At 47.8% G+C, this 26,172-nt stretch carries 24 protein-coding genes; 14 read left to right on the plus strand and 10 right to left on the minus strand.

Annotation, left to right across the window (positions count from 1 at the left end):
* Nucleotides 1-221: 221 nt before the first annotated feature.
* Together FMS18_RS04535 and FMS18_RS04540 are read right to left on the minus strand one after the other, a co-directional pair.
* Nucleotides 222-1,694, minus strand: coding sequence for a sigma-54 dependent transcriptional regulator (locus FMS18_RS04535; protein WP_163292561.1), 1,473 nt, complete (start codon nt 1,692-1,694; stop codon nt 222-224).
* On the minus strand, nt 1,687-4,347 hold the full coding sequence (locus FMS18_RS04540; RefSeq protein WP_163292562.1) for an ATP-binding protein: 2,661 nt from the start codon (nt 4,345-4,347) through the stop codon (nt 1,687-1,689). The genes FMS18_RS04535 and FMS18_RS04540 overlap by 8 nt, the downstream gene beginning before the upstream one ends.
* Before the next feature lie 183 nt (nt 4,348-4,530).
* Between FMS18_RS04540 and FMS18_RS04545 the strand changes: the two genes are divergently transcribed.
* Both FMS18_RS04545 and FMS18_RS04550 read left to right on the plus strand, forming a co-directional pair.
* Nucleotides 4,531-5,577, plus strand: a complete 1,047-nt coding sequence (locus tag FMS18_RS04545; protein WP_163292563.1) for an esterase-like activity of phytase family protein — start codon at nt 4,531-4,533, stop codon at nt 5,575-5,577.
* A 200-nt stretch (nt 5,578-5,777) separates the two neighbouring features.
* Nucleotides 5,778-5,957 (plus strand): hypothetical protein, encoded by a 180-nt coding sequence (locus FMS18_RS04550; protein WP_163292564.1) that lies wholly within the window; start codon nt 5,778-5,780, stop codon nt 5,955-5,957.
* Nucleotides 5,958-6,113: 156 nt separating this feature from the next.
* Here FMS18_RS04550 and FMS18_RS04555 read toward each other — a convergent pair whose 3' ends face one another.
* Nucleotides 6,114-6,500, minus strand: a complete 387-nt coding sequence (locus FMS18_RS04555) for a DUF3568 domain-containing protein (protein WP_163292565.1) — start codon at nt 6,498-6,500, stop codon at nt 6,114-6,116.
* Between the two features lie 431 nt (nt 6,501-6,931).
* Between FMS18_RS04555 and FMS18_RS04560 the strand changes: the two genes are divergently transcribed.
* The 4 genes from FMS18_RS04560 (at nt 6,932) to FMS18_RS04575 (ending at nt 10,757) form a co-directional block, all read left to right on the plus strand.
* Nucleotides 6,932-8,215 carry a hypothetical protein gene (locus FMS18_RS04560; RefSeq protein WP_163292566.1) on the plus strand — a complete coding sequence of 428 codons (1,284 nt, stop codon included), beginning with the start codon at nt 6,932-6,934 and terminating at the stop codon, nt 8,213-8,215.
* A 137-nt stretch (nt 8,216-8,352) separates the two neighbouring features.
* Nucleotides 8,353-9,153, plus strand: coding sequence for a DUF3100 domain-containing protein (locus tag FMS18_RS04565; RefSeq protein ID WP_163292567.1), 801 nt, complete (start codon nt 8,353-8,355; stop codon nt 9,151-9,153).
* Nucleotides 9,153-9,611, plus strand: a complete 459-nt coding sequence (locus FMS18_RS04570) for a hypothetical protein (protein WP_163292568.1) — start codon at nt 9,153-9,155, stop codon at nt 9,609-9,611. Before FMS18_RS04565 ends, FMS18_RS04570 begins: the two co-directional genes overlap by 1 nt.
* Complete coding sequence (locus tag FMS18_RS04575) at nt 9,612-10,757, plus strand: amidohydrolase (RefSeq protein WP_163292569.1); 1,146 nt, start codon at nt 9,612-9,614, stop codon at nt 10,755-10,757. It abuts the gene before it with no gap.
* A gap of 63 nt (nt 10,758-10,820) precedes the next feature.
* Here the strand turns inward: FMS18_RS04575 and FMS18_RS04580 are convergent, their stop codons facing one another.
* From FMS18_RS04580 to FMS18_RS04610, 7 genes are all read right to left on the minus strand, one after another.
* Entirely contained in the window at nt 10,821-11,216 is a 396-nt protein-coding gene (locus FMS18_RS04580; protein ID WP_163292570.1) for a response regulator, read from the minus strand.
* A 235-nt stretch (nt 11,217-11,451) separates the two neighbouring features.
* Nucleotides 11,452-13,158 carry an FAD-dependent oxidoreductase gene (locus tag FMS18_RS04585; protein WP_163292571.1) on the minus strand — a complete coding sequence of 569 codons (1,707 nt, stop codon included), beginning with the start codon at nt 13,156-13,158 and terminating at the stop codon, nt 11,452-11,454.
* A 210-nt stretch (nt 13,159-13,368) separates the two neighbouring features.
* Nucleotides 13,369-13,866 carry a PocR ligand-binding domain-containing protein gene (locus tag FMS18_RS04590; RefSeq protein ID WP_163292572.1) on the minus strand — a complete coding sequence of 166 codons (498 nt, stop codon included), beginning with the start codon at nt 13,864-13,866 and terminating at the stop codon, nt 13,369-13,371.
* A gap of 202 nt (nt 13,867-14,068) precedes the next feature.
* Nucleotides 14,069-14,545 (minus strand): cyclic pyranopterin monophosphate synthase MoaC, encoded by a 477-nt coding sequence (gene moaC, locus FMS18_RS04595; protein ID WP_163292573.1) that lies wholly within the window; start codon nt 14,543-14,545, stop codon nt 14,069-14,071.
* A 1-nt stretch (nt 14,546) separates the two neighbouring features.
* Entirely contained in the window at nt 14,547-15,668 is a 1,122-nt protein-coding gene (gene dnaJ / locus FMS18_RS04600; RefSeq protein WP_163292574.1) for a molecular chaperone DnaJ, read from the minus strand.
* Nucleotides 15,669-15,671: 3 nt separating this feature from the next.
* On the minus strand, nt 15,672-15,893 hold the full coding sequence (gene rpoZ, locus FMS18_RS04605) for a DNA-directed RNA polymerase subunit omega (RefSeq protein ID WP_163292575.1): 222 nt from the start codon (nt 15,891-15,893) through the stop codon (nt 15,672-15,674).
* Between the two features lie 38 nt (nt 15,894-15,931).
* Entirely contained in the window at nt 15,932-17,182 is a 1,251-nt protein-coding gene (locus FMS18_RS04610) for a DUF4340 domain-containing protein (protein WP_239060938.1), read from the minus strand.
* Between the two features lie 267 nt (nt 17,183-17,449).
* Here FMS18_RS04610 and FMS18_RS04615 point away from each other — a divergent pair, with 267 nt between their 5' ends.
* The 8 genes from FMS18_RS04615 (at nt 17,450) to FMS18_RS04650 (ending at nt 26,168) form a co-directional block, all read left to right on the plus strand.
* The gene (locus FMS18_RS04615; RefSeq protein ID WP_163292577.1) at nt 17,450-18,199 is read left to right on the plus strand and encodes an ATP-binding protein; all 750 of its coding nucleotides are present in this window, start codon (nt 17,450-17,452) and stop codon (nt 18,197-18,199) included.
* A gap of 77 nt (nt 18,200-18,276) precedes the next feature.
* Nucleotides 18,277-19,182, plus strand: a complete 906-nt coding sequence (locus FMS18_RS04620) for a M23 family metallopeptidase (RefSeq protein ID WP_163292578.1) — start codon at nt 18,277-18,279, stop codon at nt 19,180-19,182.
* A gap of 178 nt (nt 19,183-19,360) precedes the next feature.
* On the plus strand, nt 19,361-20,164 hold the full coding sequence (gene fliR / locus FMS18_RS04625; RefSeq protein ID WP_163292579.1) for a flagellar biosynthetic protein FliR: 804 nt from the start codon (nt 19,361-19,363) through the stop codon (nt 20,162-20,164).
* Between the two features lie 11 nt (nt 20,165-20,175).
* Nucleotides 20,176-21,237, plus strand: a complete 1,062-nt coding sequence (gene flhB, locus FMS18_RS04630) for a flagellar biosynthesis protein FlhB (protein ID WP_163292580.1) — start codon at nt 20,176-20,178, stop codon at nt 21,235-21,237.
* 68 nt (nt 21,238-21,305) lie between these two features.
* On the plus strand, nt 21,306-23,393 hold the full coding sequence (flhA, locus tag FMS18_RS04635; protein ID WP_163292581.1) for a flagellar biosynthesis protein FlhA: 2,088 nt from the start codon (nt 21,306-21,308) through the stop codon (nt 23,391-23,393).
* A gap of 13 nt (nt 23,394-23,406) precedes the next feature.
* Nucleotides 23,407-24,495 carry a flagellar biosynthesis protein FlhF gene (locus FMS18_RS04640; RefSeq protein ID WP_163292582.1) on the plus strand — a complete coding sequence of 363 codons (1,089 nt, stop codon included), beginning with the start codon at nt 23,407-23,409 and terminating at the stop codon, nt 24,493-24,495.
* A gap of 112 nt (nt 24,496-24,607) precedes the next feature.
* On the plus strand, nt 24,608-25,435 hold the full coding sequence (locus FMS18_RS04645) for a MinD/ParA family protein (RefSeq protein ID WP_163292583.1): 828 nt from the start codon (nt 24,608-24,610) through the stop codon (nt 25,433-25,435).
* Nucleotides 25,377-26,168, plus strand: a complete 792-nt coding sequence (locus tag FMS18_RS04650) for a FliA/WhiG family RNA polymerase sigma factor (protein ID WP_163292584.1) — start codon at nt 25,377-25,379, stop codon at nt 26,166-26,168. Before FMS18_RS04645 ends, FMS18_RS04650 begins: the two co-directional genes overlap by 59 nt.
* The last annotated feature ends 4 nt before the right edge of the window (nt 26,169-26,172 follow it).

Raw genomic sequence — 26,172 nt, forward strand, 5'->3', positions numbered from 1 at the left:
TGTCCGAAATTTAAGACAAAGAAAGTGTCTTTAAAATTCCTTATCTCCGTAACAGGACTGAAACATGAGTCTAAAAGCCCGCAGCTCAACGCATTCAGCCCAAAGCACACAAAAAAAGCCTTGTCCTTAAAAAAAGACAAGGCTTAGTCTTAAAAACCAGACTGAACACTTATTCAATGATTATCTAGCACTGAGCCCGTCATAACAGGCACTCACTTACATCAATCATTTATCCCATGCTTCTTGAGTAAAGCATAAAAATGCGAGCGCGAAAGACCTGATATTTTAAGGATTGTAGCGGTCTCGCCCTCGTGTCTTAAGAGAAGCTCTTCAAGGTATTTTTTCTCGGCCATACCCTTGAAAATTTTAAGGGGAGGCAACTCTTCAGTGAGAATTTCAGACACAGCATTTTCAAAAACTGAATTCTGATTCAATCCAAGTGAGTCTTTTTTTTCAGACACAGATTCCCTTACAGGTTCCGGCTGAACATCTTCCAAAGAAATATTACCACTTTTCTTGAGATTATATTTTGCCAGCTTGATTCGCAGGTTATCTGAAAGATGCATGGCGTAGATGGTATTTCCGGAACCGGAAGCTACAAATGCCTGTTCCACAATATTAAAGAGCTGGCGCACGTTACCGGGCCAGTCATAGTTTTCCAGCACTTCGTAAAAGTCAGAACTGGCAACTTTGGGCGGCACACCGTATTGCGCGCTGAGCCGTGTAAGGTGATAAGAAGTCAGCTCGCGTATATCCCCTTCCCTTTCGCGCAGGGGCGGCAGGTAAATATGAATGGTCTGGATGCGATAAAGCAGATCCTGCCTGAATTCTCCACGGGCAACCATGGCTTCAAGATCACGGTTGGTTGCAGCAATCAGCCTGAAATCACTCTTGAACTCCCTATTCTCTCCCACCGGACGATAAGTACGCTCCTGCAAAACCCTGAGAAAGGACTTCTGCACCGCAAGCGGCATCTCGCCCACCTCATCAAGAAACAAGGTTCCCTTATCCGCCAAAGGAATAAGACCCTTCCGGTCGGCCTGTGCACCGGTAAAAGAACCGCGCTTGTGTCCGAAAAGAGTACTCTCAACCAATGTCTCAGTAAGAGAGGCGCAATCCACGACTACAAAATTATTCCCGGAACGCTTGGAATTTTCATGGATAGTCTGAGCGAAAAGCTCCTTACCGGTCCCTGTCTCACCGTTAACCAGCACGTTGGCATCAGAGCCGGAGGCATGGGCTACCAGATCGTAACACCCTTTTATCTCCGTACTTTTACCAACAATATTATCAAGATTCAGAGCCACACACTGGGCTTTGTTCTGCTTTTCGATATGAAACTCAAGAGCTCTGCGCATGGACAGGGTCATCTGCTTCACAGAGGAAGGCTTGACCAGAAAATCCCAGGCCCCGCCCTGAATGGCCAGTTCAGCCCCGTCAGCATCACCCTTCCCGGTCAGAATGATAACTTCGGGATTACCGGATGAATCTTTGACCTGCTGCAAATAATCAAGCCCGTTACCGTCCGGCAGAGAAATATCGAGAAAAACAAGATCAAAATCAGTGGCCTGCACTTTGGAAAGGCCGTCTCTCAAGTTATAGGCACTGACAGACTCATGCCCCGTGCGGGCAATAAGACTCTCAATTGTTTCGCAAACCTGCACATCATCATCTATAATCAGAATTTTACCCATCTATGTACTCCGTCGAAGACAGAACTTCTCGAATTGCGTCAGCTATAGTTGTTTTATTATAAGGCTTCATCAGAACTTTCCTGACACTCTTAACATCATATTCTACATCCGCTACGTAACTAAGCACATTGCGCCTGCCGGAAACAACCAGAATAGGCAGGTCCGGAGCCACATCCTGAACCATGCGAGCAAGTTCCAGCCCGTTGGTATGCGGCATATCGTAATCGGTTATCATCAAATCAAATCGTCCGGGTTCGTCCACAATCAAGTTAAACGCTTTTTCCGGGGAAGCAAGGGCCGTAACCATATATCCCAGACTTTCCAGAATACGGGGTGTGGTCTCCAGCTGATCCTCGTCATCCTCCACAAAAAGGATATTCTCCTTCCCCATGGGCAATGCCCCGTAACTCTTGCGGGCTGTATCACGCAGCTGCCCCTGTACCGGGAGGAAAATTTCAAAACAAGTTCTTACTTCCGGGGTACTGCTGACAGAAATTCCGCCGCCATGACCTTTAATCAGGCCATGCACAACAGCCAGACCCAGCCCGGTACCTTCGGCCTTTCCTTTGGTGGTAAAGAATGGATCAAAAATTTTATCAAGTATTTCAACGGGTATCCCCGGACCATTATCCGCAATTTCCAGTCGCAAATAGATGCCGGGAGCGACGCGCATGAACTGGGCCTGCTCATCTTCAACCTCGACAGTGGTCAAGGTTACATCAATGCGCCCGCCACGCCCTTTCAGGGAATGAAAAGAATTTGTACACAGGTTCATGATCACCTGATGGATCTGAGTCGGATCGGCCATAACGTGCGGCGCACCTTCCGGGACATTGGCTGATACCCGAATATTACGCGGCAGGGAAGCCTTGATAAAGTCCACGGTTTCCTTAACAACTTCACCGATATCAGTAGGCTTAAACCCCTCCTGCGAGGGACGGCTGAAGGTAAGAATCTGCTTTACCACCCGGCTTCCGCGCTGTGCAGCCTTAATGGCCCGGTCAAGATCTTTATAGGTCAGGGTCCCCTCCTCAATGTCACTCAAGGCCAGTTCCACCGAGTTCATAATTGAAGTAAGGATATTGTTGAAATCGTGGGCAATTCCACCTGCAAGGGTCCCGATAGCCTCCATCTTCTGAGACTGAAGAAGCTGCTTCTCAAGGTTGACCTTACGGGTCACATCTTCGGCAGTGGAAAGCGTTCCCACTACCGCCCCTTTTTCATTGTAAAGGGGCACCTTGTTAATCTCCAGCCAGACCGGGTCCTCACCTTCACGGATCAGGGACCAGTTGATCCCCATACGCGGTTTACCGGACTGAAGCACTTTTTTGTCCCAGACAGCAGCCTGTTCCGCAAACCTGCGGTGGACTTCAACCTCTGAATCAGTAAGCCCTACCAGAGCCCACGGGGAACCGAGCCCGAAAAAGTCAGTAAACGAATGGTTGGCACCCAGATAACGCTGCTCTTTATCCTTCCAGCAAATCAACAACGGGATAGTATCCATAAGGATTTCCTGAAACGAAAGCTGGGCCTTAATGCGTTTTTCCACCTTACGACGCTGTAAGATGGAAATAACCAGCATTACCAGAATCATACTCAATCCGAGAATAGAAACGATAATGGTCCAAAAAACCTGTTTATCCAGTTTGTAAAAATAATCAGGCTCATTGATTATGATGCTGTCTTCAGGAAGCACATCACTATTGATTTTAAACCTTTCCAACACGTTATAATCAAACATATAATATTCATTGGTGGCTTTGATCACTCTCTGCTTCGGCATTTTCCCGGTCTTGAGTACGTACAAAGCCATCTCAGCGGCCTTACGTCCCTGATCAGTGCCGGAAAGCAGCTTCCCGCCCACAATACCGTGGCCGAGCAGAAACTCCCAGACACTGAAAATCATCACCGGAGAATTCTGGTAAATTATATTAAGCACTTCTTCCGAAGATAAAAGTTCGCCATGTGCGCCTTTATAAAAAGGCGTGAAAAGCAAGACTTCATTCTTATTCATAGTCCGTGAATGGGCCAGCAAATCCACAAGAGGCATATCGTTCCAGTATTCAAAATTCAGAACCCCCTTGAACAACGGTTCCACTTTCCTGATCTGTTCCCTGATAGCACGGGAAGTAACAGACTGGTCCCCGACTACAACAACCTTGTCCACATTGGGATTAATATTAAGGGCAAGATCAATATTGTCCTTGATGTCCGGATTTTCCAAAACCCCGCAATAGTTATCCAGCCCTTTGATCAATTCAGGTCGGAAATCGTTGATCCCGCAAAAAATAACAGGCACACCGGGAAAAAAAGTATCCCGGTAACGGAGCATAAAATTAAGGGCATTGTTATCTGAAACAACAATGGCTGAGAACTTATACTTCTGATATTTGAATACGTAGTAGGAATGCAGGATTTCCATAAAATCCCGACCCTTAAACCGCTTTGTGTCCATATATTCAATATGCAGGTCAATATTCAGCCCGCTGCTGGCAAAAGATTTGCGCAAGCCTTGTAGAATATCATCAGACCACTTGTAGCCGTTCTGATAAGAATTCAGGTAAAGAATATTACGCTTATCACCTTCAGCCTGAGCGACAGAAGCTAAAAATATACTTATAATAAGCAAAGTTATAGTGAATAGTTGTTTCACTTTCCATGTTCTCCGGTTAATATGCCTAAATGCAGGGGTGCAGCCGGGATAGCTTTCAAATGTTCTCCCTCACAGGCTTCCCTGTCCAGCTTTTACAATATACAAGAAGCGTACCGCATTGTTTCAAATTTCACGCTATCTGCATATGTTATAATTCAAAAAACCCTTATTCTGGAGAAAAAAATGAAAAAAATCATTATCTTCATTCTCATCCTATGCAGCACCCCCATTACCCTGCTTTTCGGGGCATCTACCAAACTGGATAACCCCGCCCAGCCGGAAATCAACCCTGTTCAGATCACTCTTGCAAGCGAACAGACCGGGCCGCCTGCAAATGAAACTATAAAATCAGCTCATCCAAAACTTAAATATCGCGGCACCCTGCTCCTGAACAGCCCCCATCCCGCTTTCGGAGGCTTTTCCGATTTGCTGGTCAGTAAAGATCGCAAAACATTTCTGGCTGTATCGGATATGGGCTTCTGGCTGAAAGGTTCTCTGCTTTATACACAGGCAGGATTTTTAAAAGGAGTTGGACCTAAAGCTGAACTTGGCCAATTGCTGAACACCGAGGGTAAAACCTTTACCGTTAAATACGATGCTGACGCCGAAGCACTATGCCGGGCTCCGGGTCGCACTCCGCACCCCGGATATCTTCTAGCCTTTGAACGGGTACACCGCATTAATCATTATTATTCGGGAAAGAAAATGGACCTTTCCGGCAAAGCGACCACCCTGCCCCTGCCGGAACAATTGAAAAATTCGCCTTTGAACGGAGGCATTGAAACGATGCTCCTGCTCCCGGATAATACTCTTTTCGCACTCACCGAAGGGGATGATTCAGCTGGCCCTTTTTCCGAAGCTGCGCTGCTGTCCACCGGCAAATGGACGAGTTTCAAATATAAACGAAACTCCAGTTACCGCCCGACTTCCGCCGGCAATCTTTTAGACGGGAGAATCCTTATTCTCGAAAGAAAATACGAAGGCCCCGGCACACTGGGCATTCGCTTCTGCACCATAGACCGAGATAAAATAAAGCAGGGAGCCACACTTGAACCGGAAATATTTTGTGAAATAAACCTACCCATTCCCCGCGACAATTACGAAGGCATGGACATCATCAGCGATCCAGACGGCAGACAATGGATCTACATCATTTCCGATGATAATTTCTCACCGGTACAGCACACTTTGCTCAGCTTGTTTGAACTAAATATCGCGCCCTTTAATTAATTGTTAGATTTCATATCAATAGAGGGTCGACCCTAAATTTATCCTGTATTATCAAACAGATAAACTACAATAAAAATATCCTGATAATACGCGGACATTGAAACTTTATCCATTTTTTTTGTCTGTAAGCGTTGTTTTGTTTCTCTACAGAGGTTATCTTCTTAGTAGGTATAAAGTCTATTTAACAAACGGAGGAAGCTGTGAAACAGAACAAGCGTCCGGAAAAGCAACCTAAAACTACGGCCTGCCCGATCATGAAACTAAAGGATAAAAATGAGCTGTTCATGATTTCTAATGACAACTGGAACACTCAGGACAACCGCACCTTCATCATGAATGCGGATTTCCGCCAGATGGATTCTGCACGAGACAACAAATAATTTGTCTCCGACCGTCTTCCTACCCATTCTCCGAGCAGACACAATCACATTGGCCGCCCCCCTTTGAAACAAATGCTTAAAGGGGGGATGAAGGCATAAAAAAAGCACCCTGCCCGGTGGGCAGGATGCTTAAGGATTTTTTATTTTTAAAAGCAGCTAGAAATTATTGTTGATTGCCGTAAGAATTCTGCGTGAAGCAACTTCATCGCCGAGAATTCCGTACCTGACCGTCACTTCAGTTACTTTTGTAGACACATAAGTAAAATCAATAAAGACATCTTTATCAACATCAACAGCTTTTATGGAACCATCGCTGAGCCTTTTCTTCTTCTCTTCCACCTTTAGCCCAAGACTCTGACACCCCTTAAGCGCAGCCTGAAAAGTACTGCCCAGATCAGCATTAAATTTCTGCTTAGCCTGACCGGTCACATAAACATACGTACCGCCTGCTGCCGCTCCGCCAAGAACGATCGCTGCGCAACCGGAAACGGCAACACACATGGCAAGCACAAGGCAAAAACCCAAAATTCTATTTTTCAGCATAATGCAACTCCTTGGCATAGATATTTGCTAACTTAATTATCCTGTCGCCCGAAACGGGTCAACACCTCCTTGCTCAAAAAGAAAGACACTCAAATATTAAACCCCACAAGAAGGGGCACTCACACTTATTCACCCCTACTCTTCAGACAATGTAGCACCCACCCCATTGCGAAACGCGAAACTATCGATCACAATTCTTCTTCACAACACAAAAAACCACCTTTACACTCTTGCGAAACAGCCATCTACCCGCAGAATAATTGACCTAACACAAAACATCATTCCCGAGACCTACTTGACAGAATAAATACTTGCAGGCAGAATCACCCTTATTTTGGGCATATTTGTGACATGTCCTAAATTTCAAAAAAGCAAAAGACTACGTAATACGTAATAAAATTTTCCACCAACACAACGATCAGGTATCTCTAATGAAAATCGGCTGTATCGGACCTTCAGACTCTATCCGGCTTGTTAAGGAAGTCACCGCCAGATGTTGTCCCGATATCACCTTGCTCACCTATATAAGAGAGCGGGCCGAAGACTCATGGGAAGTGCTTGAACAGTGTCAGCGTGAAACCAGCGGGACCCTATTTACCGGTATTGCGGTACAGGAGGGAGCCAAGGCTCGCGGAACTATCACCAATCCTTACGAACACATCCAGCGCGGCGGATACAGCCTGCTGCGCGTACTCTCGGAGATGAACCGCAAAGGCATCAAGTCCGGCAGACTTAGTATTGACGTGGTAAGTGATGACATTCTGGTGGAGGTTGTACGCGAATTCGGTGTAGAACTCGAAAATATCCACTCTATGCCTTACGCTTTGCACCTTGGCGAACAGGAATATTTCGACCGCCATGTAGCACTCTACGAATCCGGCAAAGTCGAGGCCATCGCCACCGGATTCGGATACGTATACACCGAACTGAAAAAACTGGGACTTCCGGTCTTCAGGCTTTACGCCAGCACCTTGCAGATCAGGGACTCCCTGACCCGGCTCACCGGACGCATTAAAAACCTGAGTCTGCGCTCCGCCGGGATAGCCATTCAGCTGATCAAGCTGAAATCAATCACCCGCAGTTCCATCAACCAGTATGACGACATGAAAAACGGAGGCAGGTTCTACCTTGAGCTTCTAGAGTATGTCCGGGCCATTCAGGGCAGCCTTTTTAATTTCGGAACTGAGGAATACGTAATTTTCTCCACCCGCGGCCTTATCGACAGCCACCCGCACCGGGACCATTTTGAAAGGCTGCTCAGCTGGGGACGGGAGCGCAATATCATTTTTTCTTCCGGCATCGGTATCGGGGCCACAGCCTTTGAAGCTGAGAAATCAGCCCGCAAGGCTCTGGATAACGCCGTAAAACTCGACAAAGGAGGCCTTTTTGTTGTCGAGGGCACCCAGATTCGCGGCCCCATCGGTGAGGAAGATGAGCTGGAGTACAGCACCCATGTCGTTGATGACAGGCTGCTTGAGATGTCAAAGAAAATTGGTATCAGCCCCAGCTATCTGGATAAAATCAGATCTCTTATGGACAAAAGCCGCAAGGACACTTTTGATGCATCGGACTTTGCAGCCTGCCTCGGAATTGGCGAGCGCAGTGCGCGCAGGGTGCTGAAAAAGTTTCTGGACAGTGGTTTTGCTGAAATCAACGGCAGGGAAGTGGCTAACCAGGTAGGCCGTCCTAAAAAGATGGTCCGTTTGTTGATTTAAGAGAATCTGCTTTTTTTCGGCGGAATTTCGGACACATTTATGTCGTGTCCGAAATCAAATTATGGTCTTGCCTGCAAAGGCATTTTGTTCAACAACTTTCCGGCTGCACCGCGCAGTCAACTTCAGTGGAGTGTTTTATGAATGAAGCTGTGAAAAATGTTAAACTGCACCTTGTGGTTCTGGCCCTTGTTGTAGTTTCAGAACTCATAGGAATTATGACTTTCAAAGTAGGACCGGGTAAGCTGGTACTGCTGCCCATGCTTTACGCCATGTTTATGGGTATTTTCCTCGGTCCCAAATTCCTCAAGATCGTTAAAGAAAAAGATATGTTTCAGGCCAGCACCCTCGTAAGCCTGACTCTACTCCTGCTCATGGCCCGTTACGGCACCCTTGTCGGTCCGAAATTCTATGAAATCCTTAAGGCAGGTCCCGCTCTGGTTCTCCAGGAATTCGGTAATATCGCCACTCTGCTCTTCGGTGTTCCCATTGCCATGTACCTCGGTTTGAAACGTGAGACCATCGGAGCTGCCCACTCCATCGCCCGTGAGCCCAACGTGGCCCTTATCGGCGATATTTACGGTCTCGATTCCGCTGAAGGACGCGGCGTTATGGGCGTTTACATCTGCGGAACTGTTTTCGGTACCATCTTCTTCGGTTTGATGGCTTCTTTTCTTGCAGCCTTTGAAATCTTCCACCCATACGCACTGGCCATGGCATCCGGCGTGGGTAGCGCAAGTATGATGACCGCATCCGTAGGTAGCCTCAGTGCAGCTTACCCCGCAATGGCTGAGCAGATTCAGGCTTTCGGCGTGGCAAGTAACACCCTGTCCGGAATCGACGGCGTATACATGTCTCTGATTCTGGCCCTGCCCATGTCCAATAAGCTTTACAATTACATCTACAAACTCAAATACAAAACTGCTCCGGAGGCCGCGTAATGACTAAGCAGCAAAACCTTATAGAATCCATTGCCGTTCTCGTTCTCGTTAGCGTCATGGTTCTTATCGGAAACCATGTGGGCTTCAACAATAACATTGTGGAAGCACTGCCCGGCATGGGTATCCTGCTCCTGCTCTGCATTGCAGGTGTTGCCACCAACATGTTTGTGTTCAAGAAGATTCCTTCCGTACTCTTCGTCATTACTTACGGCGTTATTGTCAGTCTGCCGGGGTTTCCCCTGTCCGAAACTGTCAATGCGTATGTAGCCAAGGTCCACTTTCTGGCCCTGACCACTCCCATCCTCGCTTACGCAGGTGTGGCAATCGGTAAGGACCTCGATACCTTCAAGAAAAGCGGCTGGCGTATTGTGATTGTAAGTATCTTTGTCATGATTTCCACATACATCGGTTCTGCCGCTATTGCGCAGGGCGTTCTCAAGTTCATGGGAGACATCTAGATGGCTTTGAATTCCGAAGTTCTCGCCCTTCTTGATGAAATGAAGGAGATTCGCCGGAATATCCATCGCCAGCCCGAAGTGGGTCTTGATACGGTGGAAACCGCAAAACTCATCAAGTCCAAACTTGATGAGTACTCCATCCCCCATTCCGACTGCGGCGTGAATTCAGTTGTGGCCGAAATAAAAGGCGGTGACGGTGACACCACTGTGGCCTTCCGGGTGGACTTCGACGCTCTTGAGATGGACGAAGAAAACGACTTCGACCATAAATCCCAAGTTAATGGCAGAATGCACGCCTGCGGTCATGACGGACACTGCACCTCTTTGATTGCCCTTGCAGCCTATCTCTCCAAGCACCGTGATTTTAACGGCACAGTGCTGCTTCTTTTCCAGTCCGGGGAAGAAGGCTACGAAGGCGCGCTCAAGGTGATCGAAGACGGTTTCTTCGATAAATACAAAGTGGATTACATGTTCGGATTCCACAACTGGCCCGGACTTGAAACCGGGAAAATAGCAGTCCACAACGGGGCCTGCATGGCTTCCGAAGACCGCTTTGAAATCCACGTAACAGGCAAGAGCGGCCATGCCTCCATGCCTCACGTCAGCAACGAACCTTTTGCCGCGGTAGCGGACATAATCAAGGGTTTGCAGTCCATTATCGTACGTAAGGTTCCCTCCCACGAACGCGGGGTAATTTCCATTACTCAGGTTCATGGTGGAAGCATGCGCAACGGCATTCCCGACCGGGTTATGGTCCAGGGTAATGTGCGAACCTGCAATGAAGAGGTCCAGGATCTTATTGAAGAATCCATCGGACAGGTGGCAAAAGGGGCAGCGACCATGTACGGGGTAAAAGCGGAACTGGATTATGTCCGCAAACACCCGGTACTGGTTAACTCTGTACCTGAAATCGGCATCAAAGCCGCAGAAAGGGTTGTGGGTGTTGGGAATGTGGTTACCGACATGGAATCATCCATGGCTGCGGAAGACTACGCCTTCTTCATGAAACACACCAAGGGCTGCTATGTCTGGATCGGAAACGGTATGGACTCTGCCGCTCTGCACAACAGCAGATATGATTTCAATGATGAAATCCTGCCAGTAGCTGCAAGCTTCTTCATCGCCGTGATTGAAGAACTTCTATAAAATAAAAAACGGGGTCTTTAAAAGGACCCCGTTTTTTTAAACTCATTTCACAGCATAAAAATCTTAAAGTATACTGTTCTCGCGCAGCTCGTTCATGACCTGTACCTTATTGAACGGCTTCACAATATAACAGCTGGCGTATCCCTTAAAAAAGGCCTGACTGACATTTTTTGTATCCTTCAGGGAAGTGATCATGACCAGCTTGAATTCATCCGGCCCGTCAATTTCCAATTCCTTTTCCAGATCACGCAATTTCTTGGTTGCCTCATGACCGTCCATTTCAGGCATCAGAATATCCATGAACACCGTATCAAACGGGTCATTTTCTTCATAAGCTTTTTTGTACTGTTCAATGGCATCTGGTCCGCTGAACACTGCCTCACAGCGGGCATACGGTGAGAGCAGCTTACTCAGATACATGTGGACGGTTTCATCATCGTCAATTATTAGAAACCTCATATCTCCTCACTTAGCGCAATTGAATAGTTAAATATGATTCAAGACCTGCAATTTGCTTAATTTCTAGATTATACAGTAAAATAAATAAAAAACCATAGCAACGTCAAATTCAAAAAAATACTTCCCCGTCCACAAACAATCACAATACGGGAAAACACTTATTATCTATTGATACAAAAAAGAAAAACGCCGCCTTTTCAAAAAGACGGCGTTTGCAATACTTTATTCAAATAATCTAGATATCAACGCCGTAGGCTTTAATAACTGCCATCCCGCCATGTGTATTGTGGACTTCCTCAAATCCAAGGGCATCCAGCATAATCTGGGCTTCGTAGGAACGTCCACCGGTGTTGCAGACCAGCACCAGTTTTTTATCCTTGGGCAGTTCTTCATACCTTCTGGGAATCTCACCCTGCGGAATATTGTGCCAGTGTTCAGGATACTTCTCGAGAAAAGGCTCGGCATCGGCTTTTTCACGAACATCGAGGAAGCAGTATTCGCCGCTTTCACGATCATCCCAGTATTGTGCGAAAGTGTCCGGACCATGACCATGATTCATTCCGTAAAGGGCATTATCAGCCATATTGGCAATAGCGTTAAGCACGTCCATGGCAGATGCAAACGGCGGGGAGTAGGCAACTTCAAGGTTGCTTACATCTTCAATCTTGGGTTCATATTTCATGATGGCCGCCACAGCATTAACACGCCCCACAAGAGCGTCGCCGCCTGCTGAAATACCCTGAATGCCGAGAACACGGCGTGTTGCCTTGTCCACAACCATTTCAAGGGTCATCATATCCTTTTCAGGGTAGAAATGAGCACGGTCAGCCATGATGAGTGTGACGCTTATGGCATCGAACCCAGCCTGCTTAGCTCCGCCCAGACTCATACCGGTACCCGACATGGCCCGCTCAAAAATCTTAACACACCAGGAACCCGCTGCCGCAGGGAATGTTTCTTTGCGACCGGCAAGGTTTCCACCGATCACGCGCCCCTGCCTGTTAGCCATGGACCCCATGGGCAGAAACAGAGGAGATCCATCAACAGCGTTCTTGATAATTGCGCAGTCACCGCCGGAAAAAATCAGGGGATCGGAAGTACGCATACCTTCATCGACCATAATGCCGCCGCGTTCGCTGCACTCAAGGCCACATTCACGTGCCAGCTGGTCATTTGGAATAACGCCTGCGGAGATGATTACGATATCCGCTTCAACTTCGCCGTCAGAGGTAATTACGCGCTCAACCTTGCCGTCACCTTCAATCTTGGAAACAGTCTGGCCGAGTTTAAAGGAGACACCTTCGTCTTCCATGTGCTTCTGGCCCATTTTTGCCAACACAGGGCTGCACATACGGGGTAGAATCTGGTCAAAAATTTCAACAACTGTGGTTTCAATGCCCCACATGTCGGAAAAAGCTTCAGCCATTTCAAGGCCGATAAATCCGGCACCGACAACCACAGCTTTGCCGTACTGGCCCTTGGTGATACCTTCCTTGATTTTTTCAGCATCATGCATGTTGCCGACATAGAAAACATTATCAAGATCTTCACCGGGTAAACCAAGCTTGCGCGGAGTGGCACCGGTACCGATAACGAGTTTATCGTAATCCAGCACGCTTTCTTCGCCGGTCTTCAGATTTTTGATCTGGACCTGCTTGTTCTCACGGTCAATCTTGGTGGCCTCTGTGGAAGACAGAACCTCCACGCCTTTGATGTCGTTAAAAAACGGCTCGTCCCGGACCATATGGAAAGCAGTGGTACGAAGCTGGTTGGCTTCTGACACATCGCCGGAAACAAAGTAGGGGATACCGCAACCGCCATAAGAAAAAATTTCGTCCCTGTCGATGAGGGTAACTCTGGCATCCTGCCTGATTCTTTTGAAACGGCAAGCCGCCTTGGGACCAAGTGCAACAGCACCGATGACAACTACATGTTCTGACATGAACCGAACCTCTGTTTTGAGATTTACATAACTACTGAATAGCATCCTAAGCAGTAGGGGAATTGTCTTTGGTCTACGAACTAATCATTTTAAAGAATAAACGCAAGTAGCATAGATAGAAAACAACGAAGCCGCCCCTGCCAAAATCTTACTAGATCTCCGCAGAAACGGCTTAAACCAAGTCAGCTCTATATCTTTTAAAGTCACATCTTATGTGCTATCAATATCACCAACAAAATTCTCTAAAAAATCAGCCAGCTTTTCAATTCTTTCCATTGAAAGGACAGGAACCTCATCAGCAAGGTTTTCTACTTTTTCCAATTCGACATTAATAGCCTTATGTACGGTGAAAGATTCGATCTCTGAATCATCAGCAATTCTTCCACAACCACCTACAATACCGATAAATTCACCGTCGATAATCACCGGAGTACAGACCTTGACCATCCCGGCGTCACACTCTTCAATGACTGTCTTTCCGGAACTACGGGCCAATTGAGCCATATGTTGATGAGCCACAGAACAGATGGCCTGAATGCCTTCAGGATGAGATTTGATTTCAGCACACAGCGGGTTAACAAAATTTTTATAACCGGTAAAAGTCATCCCATCGGCGTTGTAAACACTCGCATTGAAACCCCATTCTTCATGAACTTTTCTTTCCAGAGCATTCCATTCTTCCTTAGACAACAAATCAGTCATAAGCATAATCAACCCCTTGTTTTAGTAGGTTTATGATAAATTTTATACCCACAGTATTCCAAAACCAATGTTCAAGCAAGGGGGGGGGCGGCAGGACGGACGCTGTTTCCGACACAAAGACATTAGGAATTAATCAATGATCCATAAAAAAAAGACCGCAATATCTCGAAGGATATTGCGGTCTGCTTTTTGATTATAAATCTAAAGCTTACTCTGCCCTGAAAGTCCCGGACTTGCCGCCTTCTTTGTAGACAAGACGCACATCAGAGATGATCACATCTTTCTGTACGGCCTTGCACATGTCATAAATGGTGGCACAAGCAACCTGTACGGCCACGAGAGCTTCCATTTCAACCCCGGTTTTACCGGTACAGCGCGCTTCACCTTCCACCTCGATGGTCAGTTCGGCTTCATTGATTGCAAAACGCACATCAACATAGCTGAGCGCAATGGGATGGCAAAGCGGGATAAGTCGGTGAGTTTCCTTGGCCCCCATGATGCCTGCAATCTTGGCTGAAGCAAGGGCATCCCCTTTAGGAAGAGCCTGCTGCTTGAGCAGATTGAAGGTTTCCTCGTTGAGGATAACCCTTCCTTTGGCAATGGCAGTGCGCTTGGTATCGGCTTTAGCGGCCACATCCACCATTACTGCATTGCCTTCAGCATCAATGTGGGAAAACTCACTCATGCTACTCACCCATCACTTTATCTTTTGCTTTTTTAAAAAGCTTTTTAACTTTCTTCATGGGCTTCTCTTCATCAAGGGCTGCGAATTCCCTGAGAAGCTCTTCCTGTCTGCTGTTCAAGCTGGTCGGGGTTACGACCTTTACTTCAATCAGCAGATCACCGTTATGAGAACTTCCTAAATAAGGAAGACCGAGTCCGCGAAGCTGGAACACCTCACCACTCTGTGTACCTTTGGGAATATCCATCTCAATAGGTTCGTCCAGAGTGGGAACTTCGAGCTTATGGCCCAATGCAGCCTGAACAAAGGTAATCTCAGTGCTCAGGACAAGATCCTGTCCCTGACGTCTGAAGACTTTATCCGGCTCCACGGTAATAACCACGTAAAGGTCACCGTGCGGACCGCCATTCATTCCGGCTTCACCTTCGCCGCGCAGACGCAGGCGGGAGCCATTGTCCACACCGGCCGGAATACGTACATTCAGATCTTTCTGTTTACGCACATATCCGGCACCATGGCACTCGGCGCACGGATTGGTGATAACCTTACCCCTTCCGTTACAGGAGGGACAAGGTACGGAGATACGGAAGAAGCCCTGAGTCTGCTCAACAGCCCCCCTGCCGCCGCAATGGGAGCAGGTTTCAGGAGAGGTTCCGGGCTCGGAACCGCTGCCGTCACAGGTGTCACAGATATCGGTTACCGGGATATTCAGTTCAACCTCGGTACCCTTGGCCGCATCACGAAAGGAAACGGTCAGGTTGTACCTGAGATCGGAACCGGCCTGCATACGGTTGGCTCCACGCCCACCGCCGCCGAATCCGAAAATATCACCAAAGATATCACCGAAAGCACCGAAAATATCCTCGGAAGACTGGAATCCGCCGAATCCGCCGTTCATACCGTTCATGCCTTCATGGCCGAAGCGGTCGTAGCGGCTCCTTTTTTCAGGGTCCCGCAGAACATCGTAAGCTTCCGCGGCTTCCTTGAATTTCTCTTCAGCTTCAGCATTACCCGGATTACGGTCAGGGTGAAACTCCATGGCCTTCTTGCGATAGGACCTTTTGATCTCCCCTTCCTGGGACTCACGGGAAACTTCTAAAACTTCATAATAGCAACGTTTTGACATGACTTATTCGCTGCCGGGCTTTTTACCGTCAGCAGTGTGATAGCTTTCGGGAAGAACCTTGGTAGCGGCAATTTCCCTGAGAGCAGTTACGATTTCTTTGTTTTTGGATTCAACAAGAGGAGTATAACCTTCACGGTACTGCTTCACTCTTTTAATGGCCATCTGGACAATAAGGAATCTGTTACCAACCTCAGCCAGACAATCTTCAACTGTGATTCTTGCCATGCGATCTCCAACACAATGGTTTTACCGGGTGTTCCCGGTTATTTTCTGAGAGGAATCTGACCCTGTAGGTCTTCAAGCAGTTTGTCGGATACAGGGTAGTATCCGCTGCCGTCGCCTAATGAGAGCCAGCATTGCCCGTCGGGCAGTTCAGAATCGGAAAAGAAGGACACCTTGACGACACTCAGGCCGTTTTCGTCCAGCAAATCCAGATCCATCACTTTTTCGGAAGTCTCCGAAAGAGCTGCCGCCGGTTCCGCCTCGAATTTTAATTCATTAAGTCGCCATAGAGACATGTCAATGCCCAGCAGCGGCTTTTTATCCTCAAAATTAATCCAGCCTTTATCGGATTTCATTCCGGTAAAAGTCTGGTTGCCCTGTACAACCCTTACAGTTCCAAGCTTTCCGGTTGCAACAGAAACGATATTTCGCTGCTGCATGGCAAAAGCTTTTTTATCCAGTTGCTCATAATGTTCTTTGCTGAGCACCAGATATCCGCTTTGGGATGAAGAACGGGCAAAATAAAAATTTTCACCCTCACCCGACTTGAAAACCTCCAAGGTTTCCACTTTTTGTTCGGGCAATAAAATCTCAATATTCAACAGGACCCTGCTTTCCTTATCAGGAATTTCAGCAACCACCCCTTTGGCCGGGACTTCGAGCAGGGAATGAAGAAAAAGATCAACATCACTGCTGCTGGCCTGCTTGCCACCAAGGGAAGCGGGAAATGAAAACTGAAAATTTCCATCCTTACGAACCAGAGTCCATGAAAAAGAACCGCCATGCCCCAAAGAAATAGAACTGACGTCTCCGGGTGTTGCTGAAACAAGATCCAAATCGTAATAATGATCAGCCGGGAATTCGCACCGGCTCACAAAATCTTTACCAAGCAAAAAAAGACTGCCTTTTTCCTTGGAATTTAAAGCATAAAAACCTTCACCGGAAGCACCCTCGGCACCCACAGTCATGGTCAGCTCCTGCCCCCCTCCGGCAGCTATACGCATCCGGGGGGTGTCAAAACCGTATTCTGCGGGAATTCTCTCCGCAACAGCCCCCATAAACCGAAGAGCCTTATCCTGAGCCAGAACCCCGAGAAGTGAATTCACTTTTCCCCGGTCGGCTTCAACTGTACTGTTCCAGCCGTGCTGCACGACTCCCCAGCCGTCAGCCCTGCGTACAAGGGAAAAGCAGTCATGGCCAAGCAAGCACACGTCTAGCCTGTCCACCTGTCCTTTATCCAGAACAGGCCAAACAGGCTCAGCGCGTTCAACCGGCTTTTTCGGCGAACTCAAATAAAAGGCTCCGCAAACAATGGAGACCAGAGTCAAAAATATTAAAAACCTTTTCAGCACAAACAGCACCTTGGGATTACTAGACTCACGACATTATTCAACAACGGAGCAATTTACTAAAATAAGAGATATAAACTTGCATGTCAACCTATTTTAAGGCAGAATCCCCATCCCGTCAGCATTTTACCCTGACTGACATATCTCTAGTATCAATAAAGTATAAAACCGATTTTTTCCACAACTTATTAAATCGTTCCGGAGCAGATCATGGCCAAATGGGGAAAATTAAAATTTGCCCAGAAAAAATGCGTATCCACAGTTGGAATGCTCATGCAAAAAACTGAGATGATCAAAGAGGGAGACCGTATCGGCATAGCCGTATCCGGCGGAGTGGACAGCTTTGTACTCATCCGCACCATGCTCATCAGGCAGGCCATCTTACCTTTTAATATAGAACTTATGGTCCTGCATGTTAACCCCGGCTTTGTACCGGACAACCATCACCCGCTTTCAGAGTGGTGCCGCGAGAACGGAGTAGCCTCCCACATTGAGCTGACCGACTACGGCCCGAGAGCGCACGGACCGGAAAACAAAAAAAAATCTGCATGTTTTTATTGCAGCCGACTGAGACGTAAAAGACTGTTTGAACTCTGCGATCAATACAACCTGACCCACCTCGCTCTTGGTCACACAGCCGACGACCTGGTAACAACATTTCATATGAACATGCTCCAGAGCGGACGGGTCCAGGGACTCTCGGCAAAAGAATCTTTTTTTCAAGGAAAACTATACGTTATCCGCCCCACCTTGATGCTCGAAAAAAAATATATCAAGGCTGCTGCGCGCCAGTGGGGACTCCCCATCTGGAACAACAAATGCCCCTCCAACGACAACACCAAACGCAGCGAAATCAATAACTGGCTGGAAGAAGAATGGCGCAAAATGCCCGGCTCAAGAAACAATACTTTTAATGCTTTAAGACGCTGGCAGCTTGACTTAAACATGAAAACATCTTAACAATTTTTTCAAATTTATTGTGCCTTTTAACCAGAGACAACTTAAACGTCATAATTAAGCAAGGCCCAAACAGAATCATGCTATTAAAAAAATATCACGTAGTCATATTTAAGAACCCCTGCGACAATGCCCGCAAATTCCAACTGCGAGGCTGGATCTTTTTCTTCATTTTCGCTTTGGTAGCCGGACTTGCCGGAGGCAATGTATATCTCTGGAAATACTACCAGAATTACGCCGGACTGGAAACAAACCTCGCCCATGCTGAAAAAGCGGTACAGGAGCAGAAAGCCCAGCTCCTTTCCCTTTCCCAAAAAATGAAGAACATTTCACAGGACCTTGACCGGGTCCGTAACTTTGACTCCAAACTGCGCGTAATGATCAACCTTGATCAAGGCAATGTGCAGAACGTAGCCCCAAAAGGCGGCTCAACCGGAGCTGATTTTTCCAAAAATTATCTGCCGCTATACAGACAGGAACTGCTTGTGCGCAAAATGCACGACTTTCTTGCCCAGCTTAGCACAGAAGCTAAACTGGAAGAAGTCAGACAGCAGGAAATCATTCACTCCATGCGTTCCAAACAGGACGCACTGGACGCAACACCGTCCATCTGGCCAGCAGAAGGCTGGGTTACTTCTCCCTTCGGCTGGAGAAGCTCCCCCTTCACAGGTAAACGTGAATACCATAAAGGGATTGACATTTCCTGCCCCACCGGCACCCCCATTTACGCACCGGCGAAAGGAACTGTATCCTTTTCCGGCACCCAAGGCGGCTACGGCAAGCTGGTCAAAATCAGCCACGGAGCAAACCTTGGAACCCGCTACGGACATATGAAACAGCCCATCGTCAAAAAAGGACAGGTCGTAACCCGCGGAGAACTTATCGGCTACGCAGGAAACACCGGACGTTCCACCGGACCGCATGTGCACTACGAAGTGCGCCTTGGCGGAGTTCCGGTAAATCCCATGCGCTACATTCTCAACTAGAGAGTGACACTCAAAACAAATCAAAGCCCGTAAGATTTTCTTACGGGCTTTTTCATTGAATTTGTTTACAAAAAATACTCATTCACCACAGTCTGCCTTTGCCCTCTTTCCCTCTTGATGATAATAGGTCTTGAAGAATGGGTCCTGATCTTGCAGACCCGTCCAAAACGAGGACAGCATGACTTTTTTTGATTTTGCCCCCAGCGACCTGATGAGCTTTTACCTTACCCTATTCAGGGTAAGCATCGTGCTGTTTTTACTCCCTTTCTTTGGCGGCAACTCCATCCCTAAAACAGTTAAAGCCGCATTGACCATTGTTTTGACGCTCGGTATCTGGCCCCATGTGACCTTTGATGGCAGCCTCATGCCCGCCAGTCCATACAACATTGCCCTGATGATCCTTGGAGAACTGTTACTCGGTCTGATCTTGGGCATTTCCGTACATGTAATGTTTGCCGCCATCCAGACCGGAGGTAACCTCATCGGTGTGCAGATGGGTTTTTCCATGGTCAACGTCCTCGACCCGTTAACCGGAACTAACGAGGCGGTTACAGCGCACTTTCTATACATGTGCGCAATCCTGGTATTCCTGAGTATCAACGGCCATCTTTACCTGATGTCGGCCATGGTGGAGAGTTTTAAATACATTCCGCCGGGGCAGATTTTTATATCATCGACCCTGACCAGCCAGATAATGATCATATCCAAGGACCTGTTCGTCCTTGCGGTCAAAGTGGCATCACCTATTATCGCCACCATCTTCGTGGTTGACCTCGGCCTCGCACTGATCAGTAAAATGGCTCCGCAAATGAACGTGCTCATGCTCGGCTTTCCGCTCAAAATTGTGGCCGGTTTCTTTGTTCTTGGCCTTGTCTTTAATGTCCTAGCCTTGCATGTCGGAGAATTTGTAGCCGACCTGCCCCAATATTTATTAAGTATAATCAAGGCCGGAAGCCCCCCGGACCTGCCAATCGGTAACTAGGAGGATGCAACATGTCTAAAGACCCTAGTAAAACTGAGAAGGCGACGCCAAAGCGAATAAACAAAGCCCGAAAAGACGGGAGCGTCGCCAAAGGGGAAGAAATGGGCAAGATAATGACCCTCATTGCAGGGGTCATTTGTCTGCGTTTCATCATGGATATGTATTACGAACAATTCTATGAGATATTCCAATGGTTTCTCACCAAAGGAATATTTATCAACCTAGATAAGCAATCGGTTTATCAGCTTTTCCAGTGGTGCTCTCAAAAACTGGCCCTGATCCTGCTGCCTCTGTTTCTTTTCATCGCCTTTATCGCCTTCCTTGTCCTGCGCCTTCAGGTCGGAAGTTTGTGGACCACAAAAGTATTCAAGCCCAAATTTTCAAAAATGTTCAATCTTGTGCAGGGCTTAAAAAGACTGATGTTCAACGTCAAAACAGCAGTCAGACTTATAAAAAGCCTGCTCTTCGCAATAATTGTAGGAATAGCACCCTATATAATTATTAAAAATGAGGTTGGAAATTTCCTGCCGCTCTTTTACTCCAGTGCTCATGAATTGGGCATCTATATCCTTTCAATAGGCTACAAAATGGTTACCTACACTATGCTGCCCATGCTCGTCCTTGCTCTGGCAGACTTATGGTACCAGCGCTATAATTATCAGGAAGAGATGAAAATGAGTAAGGACGAGGTAAAAGATGAGCGGAAGCAGGCGGAAGGTGACCCGCAGATCAAACAGCAACAGAAACAAAAAATGATGGCTGTGCTTCAGCAGCGCATGATGGCGGAAGTACCAAATGCGGACGTTGTTATCACCAACCCCACCCATTACGCCATTGCCATGAAGTATGATCCTATGGTAGCTCCTGCCCCTCTGGTACTTGCCAAAGGAATGAACAAAGTCGCTGAGCGCATCAAAGAAATCGCGCGCGAAAACAAGGTGCCCATTCGTGAAAATAAACCTTTGGCACAGGCCTTGTATAAACAGGTTGAGATAGGTGACATCATCCCGGAAGAACTTTATAAGGCAGTTGCGGCGATACTTGCTAAATTGAACAAATTTACCCGCAAATAAAGGCCTGACCACCTCTTCCGGTGAAGGCAGAATTCACCAGAAAAAGACCTGAAAGGGGTGTCAAAATCATGGCCGAATCAAAAGTGATAAATTACGAAAAATTTGCCAAGCAGGGCGATGTCCTTCTCGCGGGCGGCGTTGTAGTAATTCTCTTCGTTATGCTCATCCCCCTGCCGACCATGTTTCTCGACTTCATGCTGACTGTAAGTATCTCACTGGGACTGGTAATCCTGATTACCTCAATGTTTTTGCAGTCTCCCCTTGAATTTTCCATATTTCCCTCACTCCTGCTGGTAACCACTTTGCTACGTCTGTCCCTGAACGTAGCTACCACCCGAGCCATCCTCCTCCATGGTGATGAAGGTACCTCGGCTGCGGGTAATGTTATTCAGAGTTTCGGTGAATTTGTTGTTGGTGGTAACTACGTTATCGGTATCGTCATTTTTATGATCCTGTTCATCCTGAACAAAACCGTTATCGTAACAGGTACCACACGTATCGCGGAAGTTGCCGCCAGATTTACCCTTGACGCCATGCCCGGTAAACAGATGGCAATTGAAGCAGACCTTAACTCAGGTCTGATCGACGAAGACGAAGCAAGGGGCCAGCGCGAAAAACTCCGCCGTGAATCAGACTTTTACGGCGCTATGGATGGTGCCGGTAAATTTGTACAGGGGGACGTTAACGCAGGTCTGCTCATCACCGCCATCAACATCATCGGCGGAATCCTCATCGGCGTACTCCAGAAAGGAATGCACTGGACTGACGCAGCCCAGACCTACACCCTGCTGACTATCGGTGACGGTCTTGTATCCACCATCCCGTCACTGATTATCTCCACCTCCGCAGGTATCATTGTTTCACGCGCCGCAGCAGAAGCCAAGATGGGTGAAGAATTCATCGGACAGCTGACTTTCCACTCCCGGGCACTCAAACTGGTCTCCATCATCCTTGTTGTGTTCGGCATAGTCCCCGGTATGCCTACTATTCCTTTCCTTTGCCTTGCCGCGATTATTTACGGGGTATCAATGATGAACCGCGACCTTGAAGCAGAGGACCACGAAACCGAAGCAAAAGCTCAGAAAGCAAAAGCCGAACAGCCATCTCTGGACAGCCCCGAAGAAGTTCAGGCCCTGCTGCCCCTCGATTCTCTGGAACTGGAAGTGGGCTATGGCCTTATCCCGCTGGTGGACGAAGAACAGAGCGGCAACCTGCTCTCACGCATCCGCTCCATCCGTCGACAGTACGCGCTGGACATGGGTGTCATTATTCCGTCACTGCACCTGCGTGACAACCTGCAACTCAAGCCCGGTGAATACCGTGTACTCATCAAAGGCAACGCTGTTGCTTCTGCTGAAATCCTCATCGACCATCAGCTGGCTATGGATCCGGGTGATGCAAAGCACAGAATCAAAGGCATTGAAACCGTCGAGCCGGCCTTCAACCTTCCCGCTATCTGGATTCCCGATACCCAGAAGGAAGAAGCCATGCTTGCCGGATACACAGTTGTTGATCCTTCTACAGTTATCGCAACCCATCTTACTGAAGTATTCCGCCGCAACCTCGGTGAATTCCTCGGCAGACAGGAAACACAGGACCTGCTGGACAACCTTTCCAAGCGCGCTCCCAAGGCTGTTGAAGACCTCGTTCCCAACATCCTCTCTCTTGGAGCGGTCCAGAAAGTTCTCCAGAACCTTGTACGCGAAAACGTATCCATCCGTGATCTGCTGACAATTGTCGAAGCCCTTGCCGACTACGGACCGTCCATTCAAGACCCTAACCAGCTTACTGAATACGTCCGCTCCCACATGAGCAGGACCATCATTAAGCCTTACCTTGGCAGCGACGGCAGCCTGCCCATCCTGACCTTCGGCCCCAGCGGGGATGCCAAGCTCAATGATGCGGTACGCTCCTCGGAAACCGGTGGTTTTCTGGCCCTTGATCCCGGCAGTGCCCAGCAGCTTATCCAGAGTGTCAACTCTGCGGCGGAAAATGTACTGGATACTGACGGTCAACCCGTCCTTTTATGTGCTCCTCAGCTGAGAAGCCACTTGGCACAACTGATGGTACGCTTCTTGCCTACCATACCTGTAATATCGCAGGCCGAGATTCCTGCGAGCGTAAGAATCATGTCTGCGGGTACCGTAGAGTTCTAAAAAGGTTGGTAATATGCGGGTAAAAACATTCAGAGGCAACAGCACTGCAGCGGTCTTCGCCGAAATCAAAGCAGAATTCGGTGACAACGCCATTATCCTCAGCAACAAGTCAGTTGAAGAGGGCGGACGCAAGATCCACGAGATCATGGTCGGCGTTGACGGTCAGGATCAATCTGCACCGGCTCAGGACACAAGGGAAGAAGTCATTGATGATGCCATGAGCAACATCCCGGACTGGAATCAGGAATGGAACCAGATCAAGGGGCACATGATGGCCCTGCTCAAGCCCCAGATGAACCTGAACCTGCTTGCCCCCCGCCAACGTCTCGCCCTTGAGTATCTTGAGCGTGAGGGAGTTGAGAGCAAAGTAATACTCGACCTTTTTCAACAGCTACGCGGAAACAAATCCAAAGCCATCCTGCCCGAACTGGAAAAAATCGCTCCGGTCTGTGCACTGGATTCGAAAAACTGGCCCCAGAAATTTCAAGCCCTCGCCGGACCGCACGGCGCAGGCAAAACATCCACTATTATCCGCCTTGCACTCAAGGAAAAGAAAGAGAACCCCGCTGCCCGCATCTGCCTTGCCTCGGCAGACCAAGGACAAGGTAAAGGACGTCTAGTCCTTCGCCATTACGCCGACCTTTCAGGACTTGAATTCAGGGAACTCGCCAGCCGCGAGGACTTTGCAAAGCTTATCGGTGAAAGCCGGAATTTTGACAGGGTATTCATTGACCTGCCCGGACTATCCGGAAATGCTGAACTTGAAGGCTGGCTGGCAGCCTGCGGCATGACCGGTCCCTGTGACCTGGCTGTCCATCTGGTCATGAACCCCTACTACGCTCCAGCGCAGTACACCGCATTTCTCAAAAAATTCAAATCCTCCAAAGTAAAAAGCCTCATCTGGACCAAACTGGATGAAGCCTGCAACTACGGAGCACTGGTCAACACATCATACGAAAGCGGGCTTCCGGTCTCCCTGCTTTCATACGGATCAGGACTTCGCAACAGCATGAAACCGGCATGTGAAAAAGATTTTTGGAGACTGGTATTCAAACACCAGCTTCCCACTGAAGAAAAAATGAAGTTCGCCAAAGCGGTTTAACCGTTTTTTCTTAAAAAATAATCCATATTTTAGAGAAATCAGGCCCATTACTCGTTGCATAAAAATCGCTGGCAACGTAAACAGAGAGATAAATAAGAACAGGGTGATACAAATGAATTCCAATCTTCCCATGGTATTTTCAGTAACCTCCGGTAAGGGAGGCGTAGGCAAGACAAATATTTCAGTAAACTTGGCCTACAACTTAAGCCGCATGGGCAAGAAAGTCTTGCTGCTGGATGCCGACCTCGGCCTCGCCAACGTCGACGTTCTGCTGGGAATCGCTCCCAAATACAACCTTTTCCATCTCTTTCATGACGGAACAGGAATCCGGGAAGTAATCCACAAGACTGATTATGGATTCGACATTCTCCCTGCTTCTTCCGGCGTAAGTGATATGGTTTCCCTGTCAACAGGCCAGAAGCTGGATCTGCTGGAAGCCATGGACCATCTTGAAGAAGAAATTGATTACCTTATCGTAGACACCGGTGCCGGCATCAACGATAACGTTCTTTACTTCAACCTTGCCGTTCAGGAACGACTTCTGGTACTGACCCCGGAACCGACCTCCCTGACAGATGCCTATGCCCTGATCAAGGTCATGAAACTGCATCACGGGGTTGACAAATTCAAAGTTCTGGTAAACATGGCAACGGACATGAAAGAAGCCAAGGAAGTGTTCAGAAAGCTATATATGGCTTGTGACCACTTCCTGAGCGGAGTTTCACTTGATTTAGTGGGAGTTATCCCCCGCGATATCAACATGCGGCAGGCTGTTATTAAACAAACCCCGCTGTGCAAGATCTCTCCATCAAGTCCGGCTTGTACCCAGATCACTGAAACAGCTAAAAAAATAACCAAATGGAAAGCGACATCCGAGCTAGATGGTAATATCAAGTTCTTCTGGAAAAAACTTCTCTTCCAAGAACAGTCCGTGGCTTAATTTAGAGTCCGGAACGACTGATTGGGAAGATTTTCCGCCCTCAGATCAAGAAGCGATAGTACGGCATTATTCACCCAAAATACGTATTATAGCGCTTCGTATGAAATCCAAGCTCCCGCAGAATGTGGAGCTGGGAGAGCTTATCAGTGCCGGAAGCCTCGGACTGGTGGAGTCGCTTGGAAAGTTTCGTCCTGAACTGAAGATCAAGTTTGAAACCTATGCTGAAAACCGCATCAAAGGTGCCATGCTTGATGAACTCCGGCGTATGGATTGGTTCTCACGCGGGCTGCGCCAGAAAGTTAAGACAATTGAAAGCAGCATCCGTGACATCGAACACGAGACAGGTGAGAAGCCGACCAGTGCCCAGATTGAGGAGGCTACCGGATTTTCAGCAAAGGAAGTCCAGCAGGGACTTGAAGCACTTCAGAACCAGCTCTGCGTCAACCTTGACGCTTTTAACGATAATATTCCAAGCAACAAAGATTCTGAACATGACGATGAGCCTTTCCAAAGTGCTGTTTTTCAAGAAACAGTGGACAAGGTAGCTGATCTGATTGATAATTTGACGCCGAGGGAAAAACTGGTATTATCTCTGTACTACGGGGAGGAACTTAACATGAAAGAAACCTCCGAAGTAATGGATATTACAGAAGGCAGGGTATCCCAGCTACATTCTCAGGCACTGAAAAAATTGAGAAAAATGTTCCACGATAAATATCATACGGAACCTTAAGGAG

Source organism: Desulfovibrio sp. JC022 (assembly GCF_010470665.1).
Classification (GTDB): Bacteria; Desulfobacterota; Desulfovibrionia; order Desulfovibrionales; family Desulfovibrionaceae; genus Maridesulfovibrio.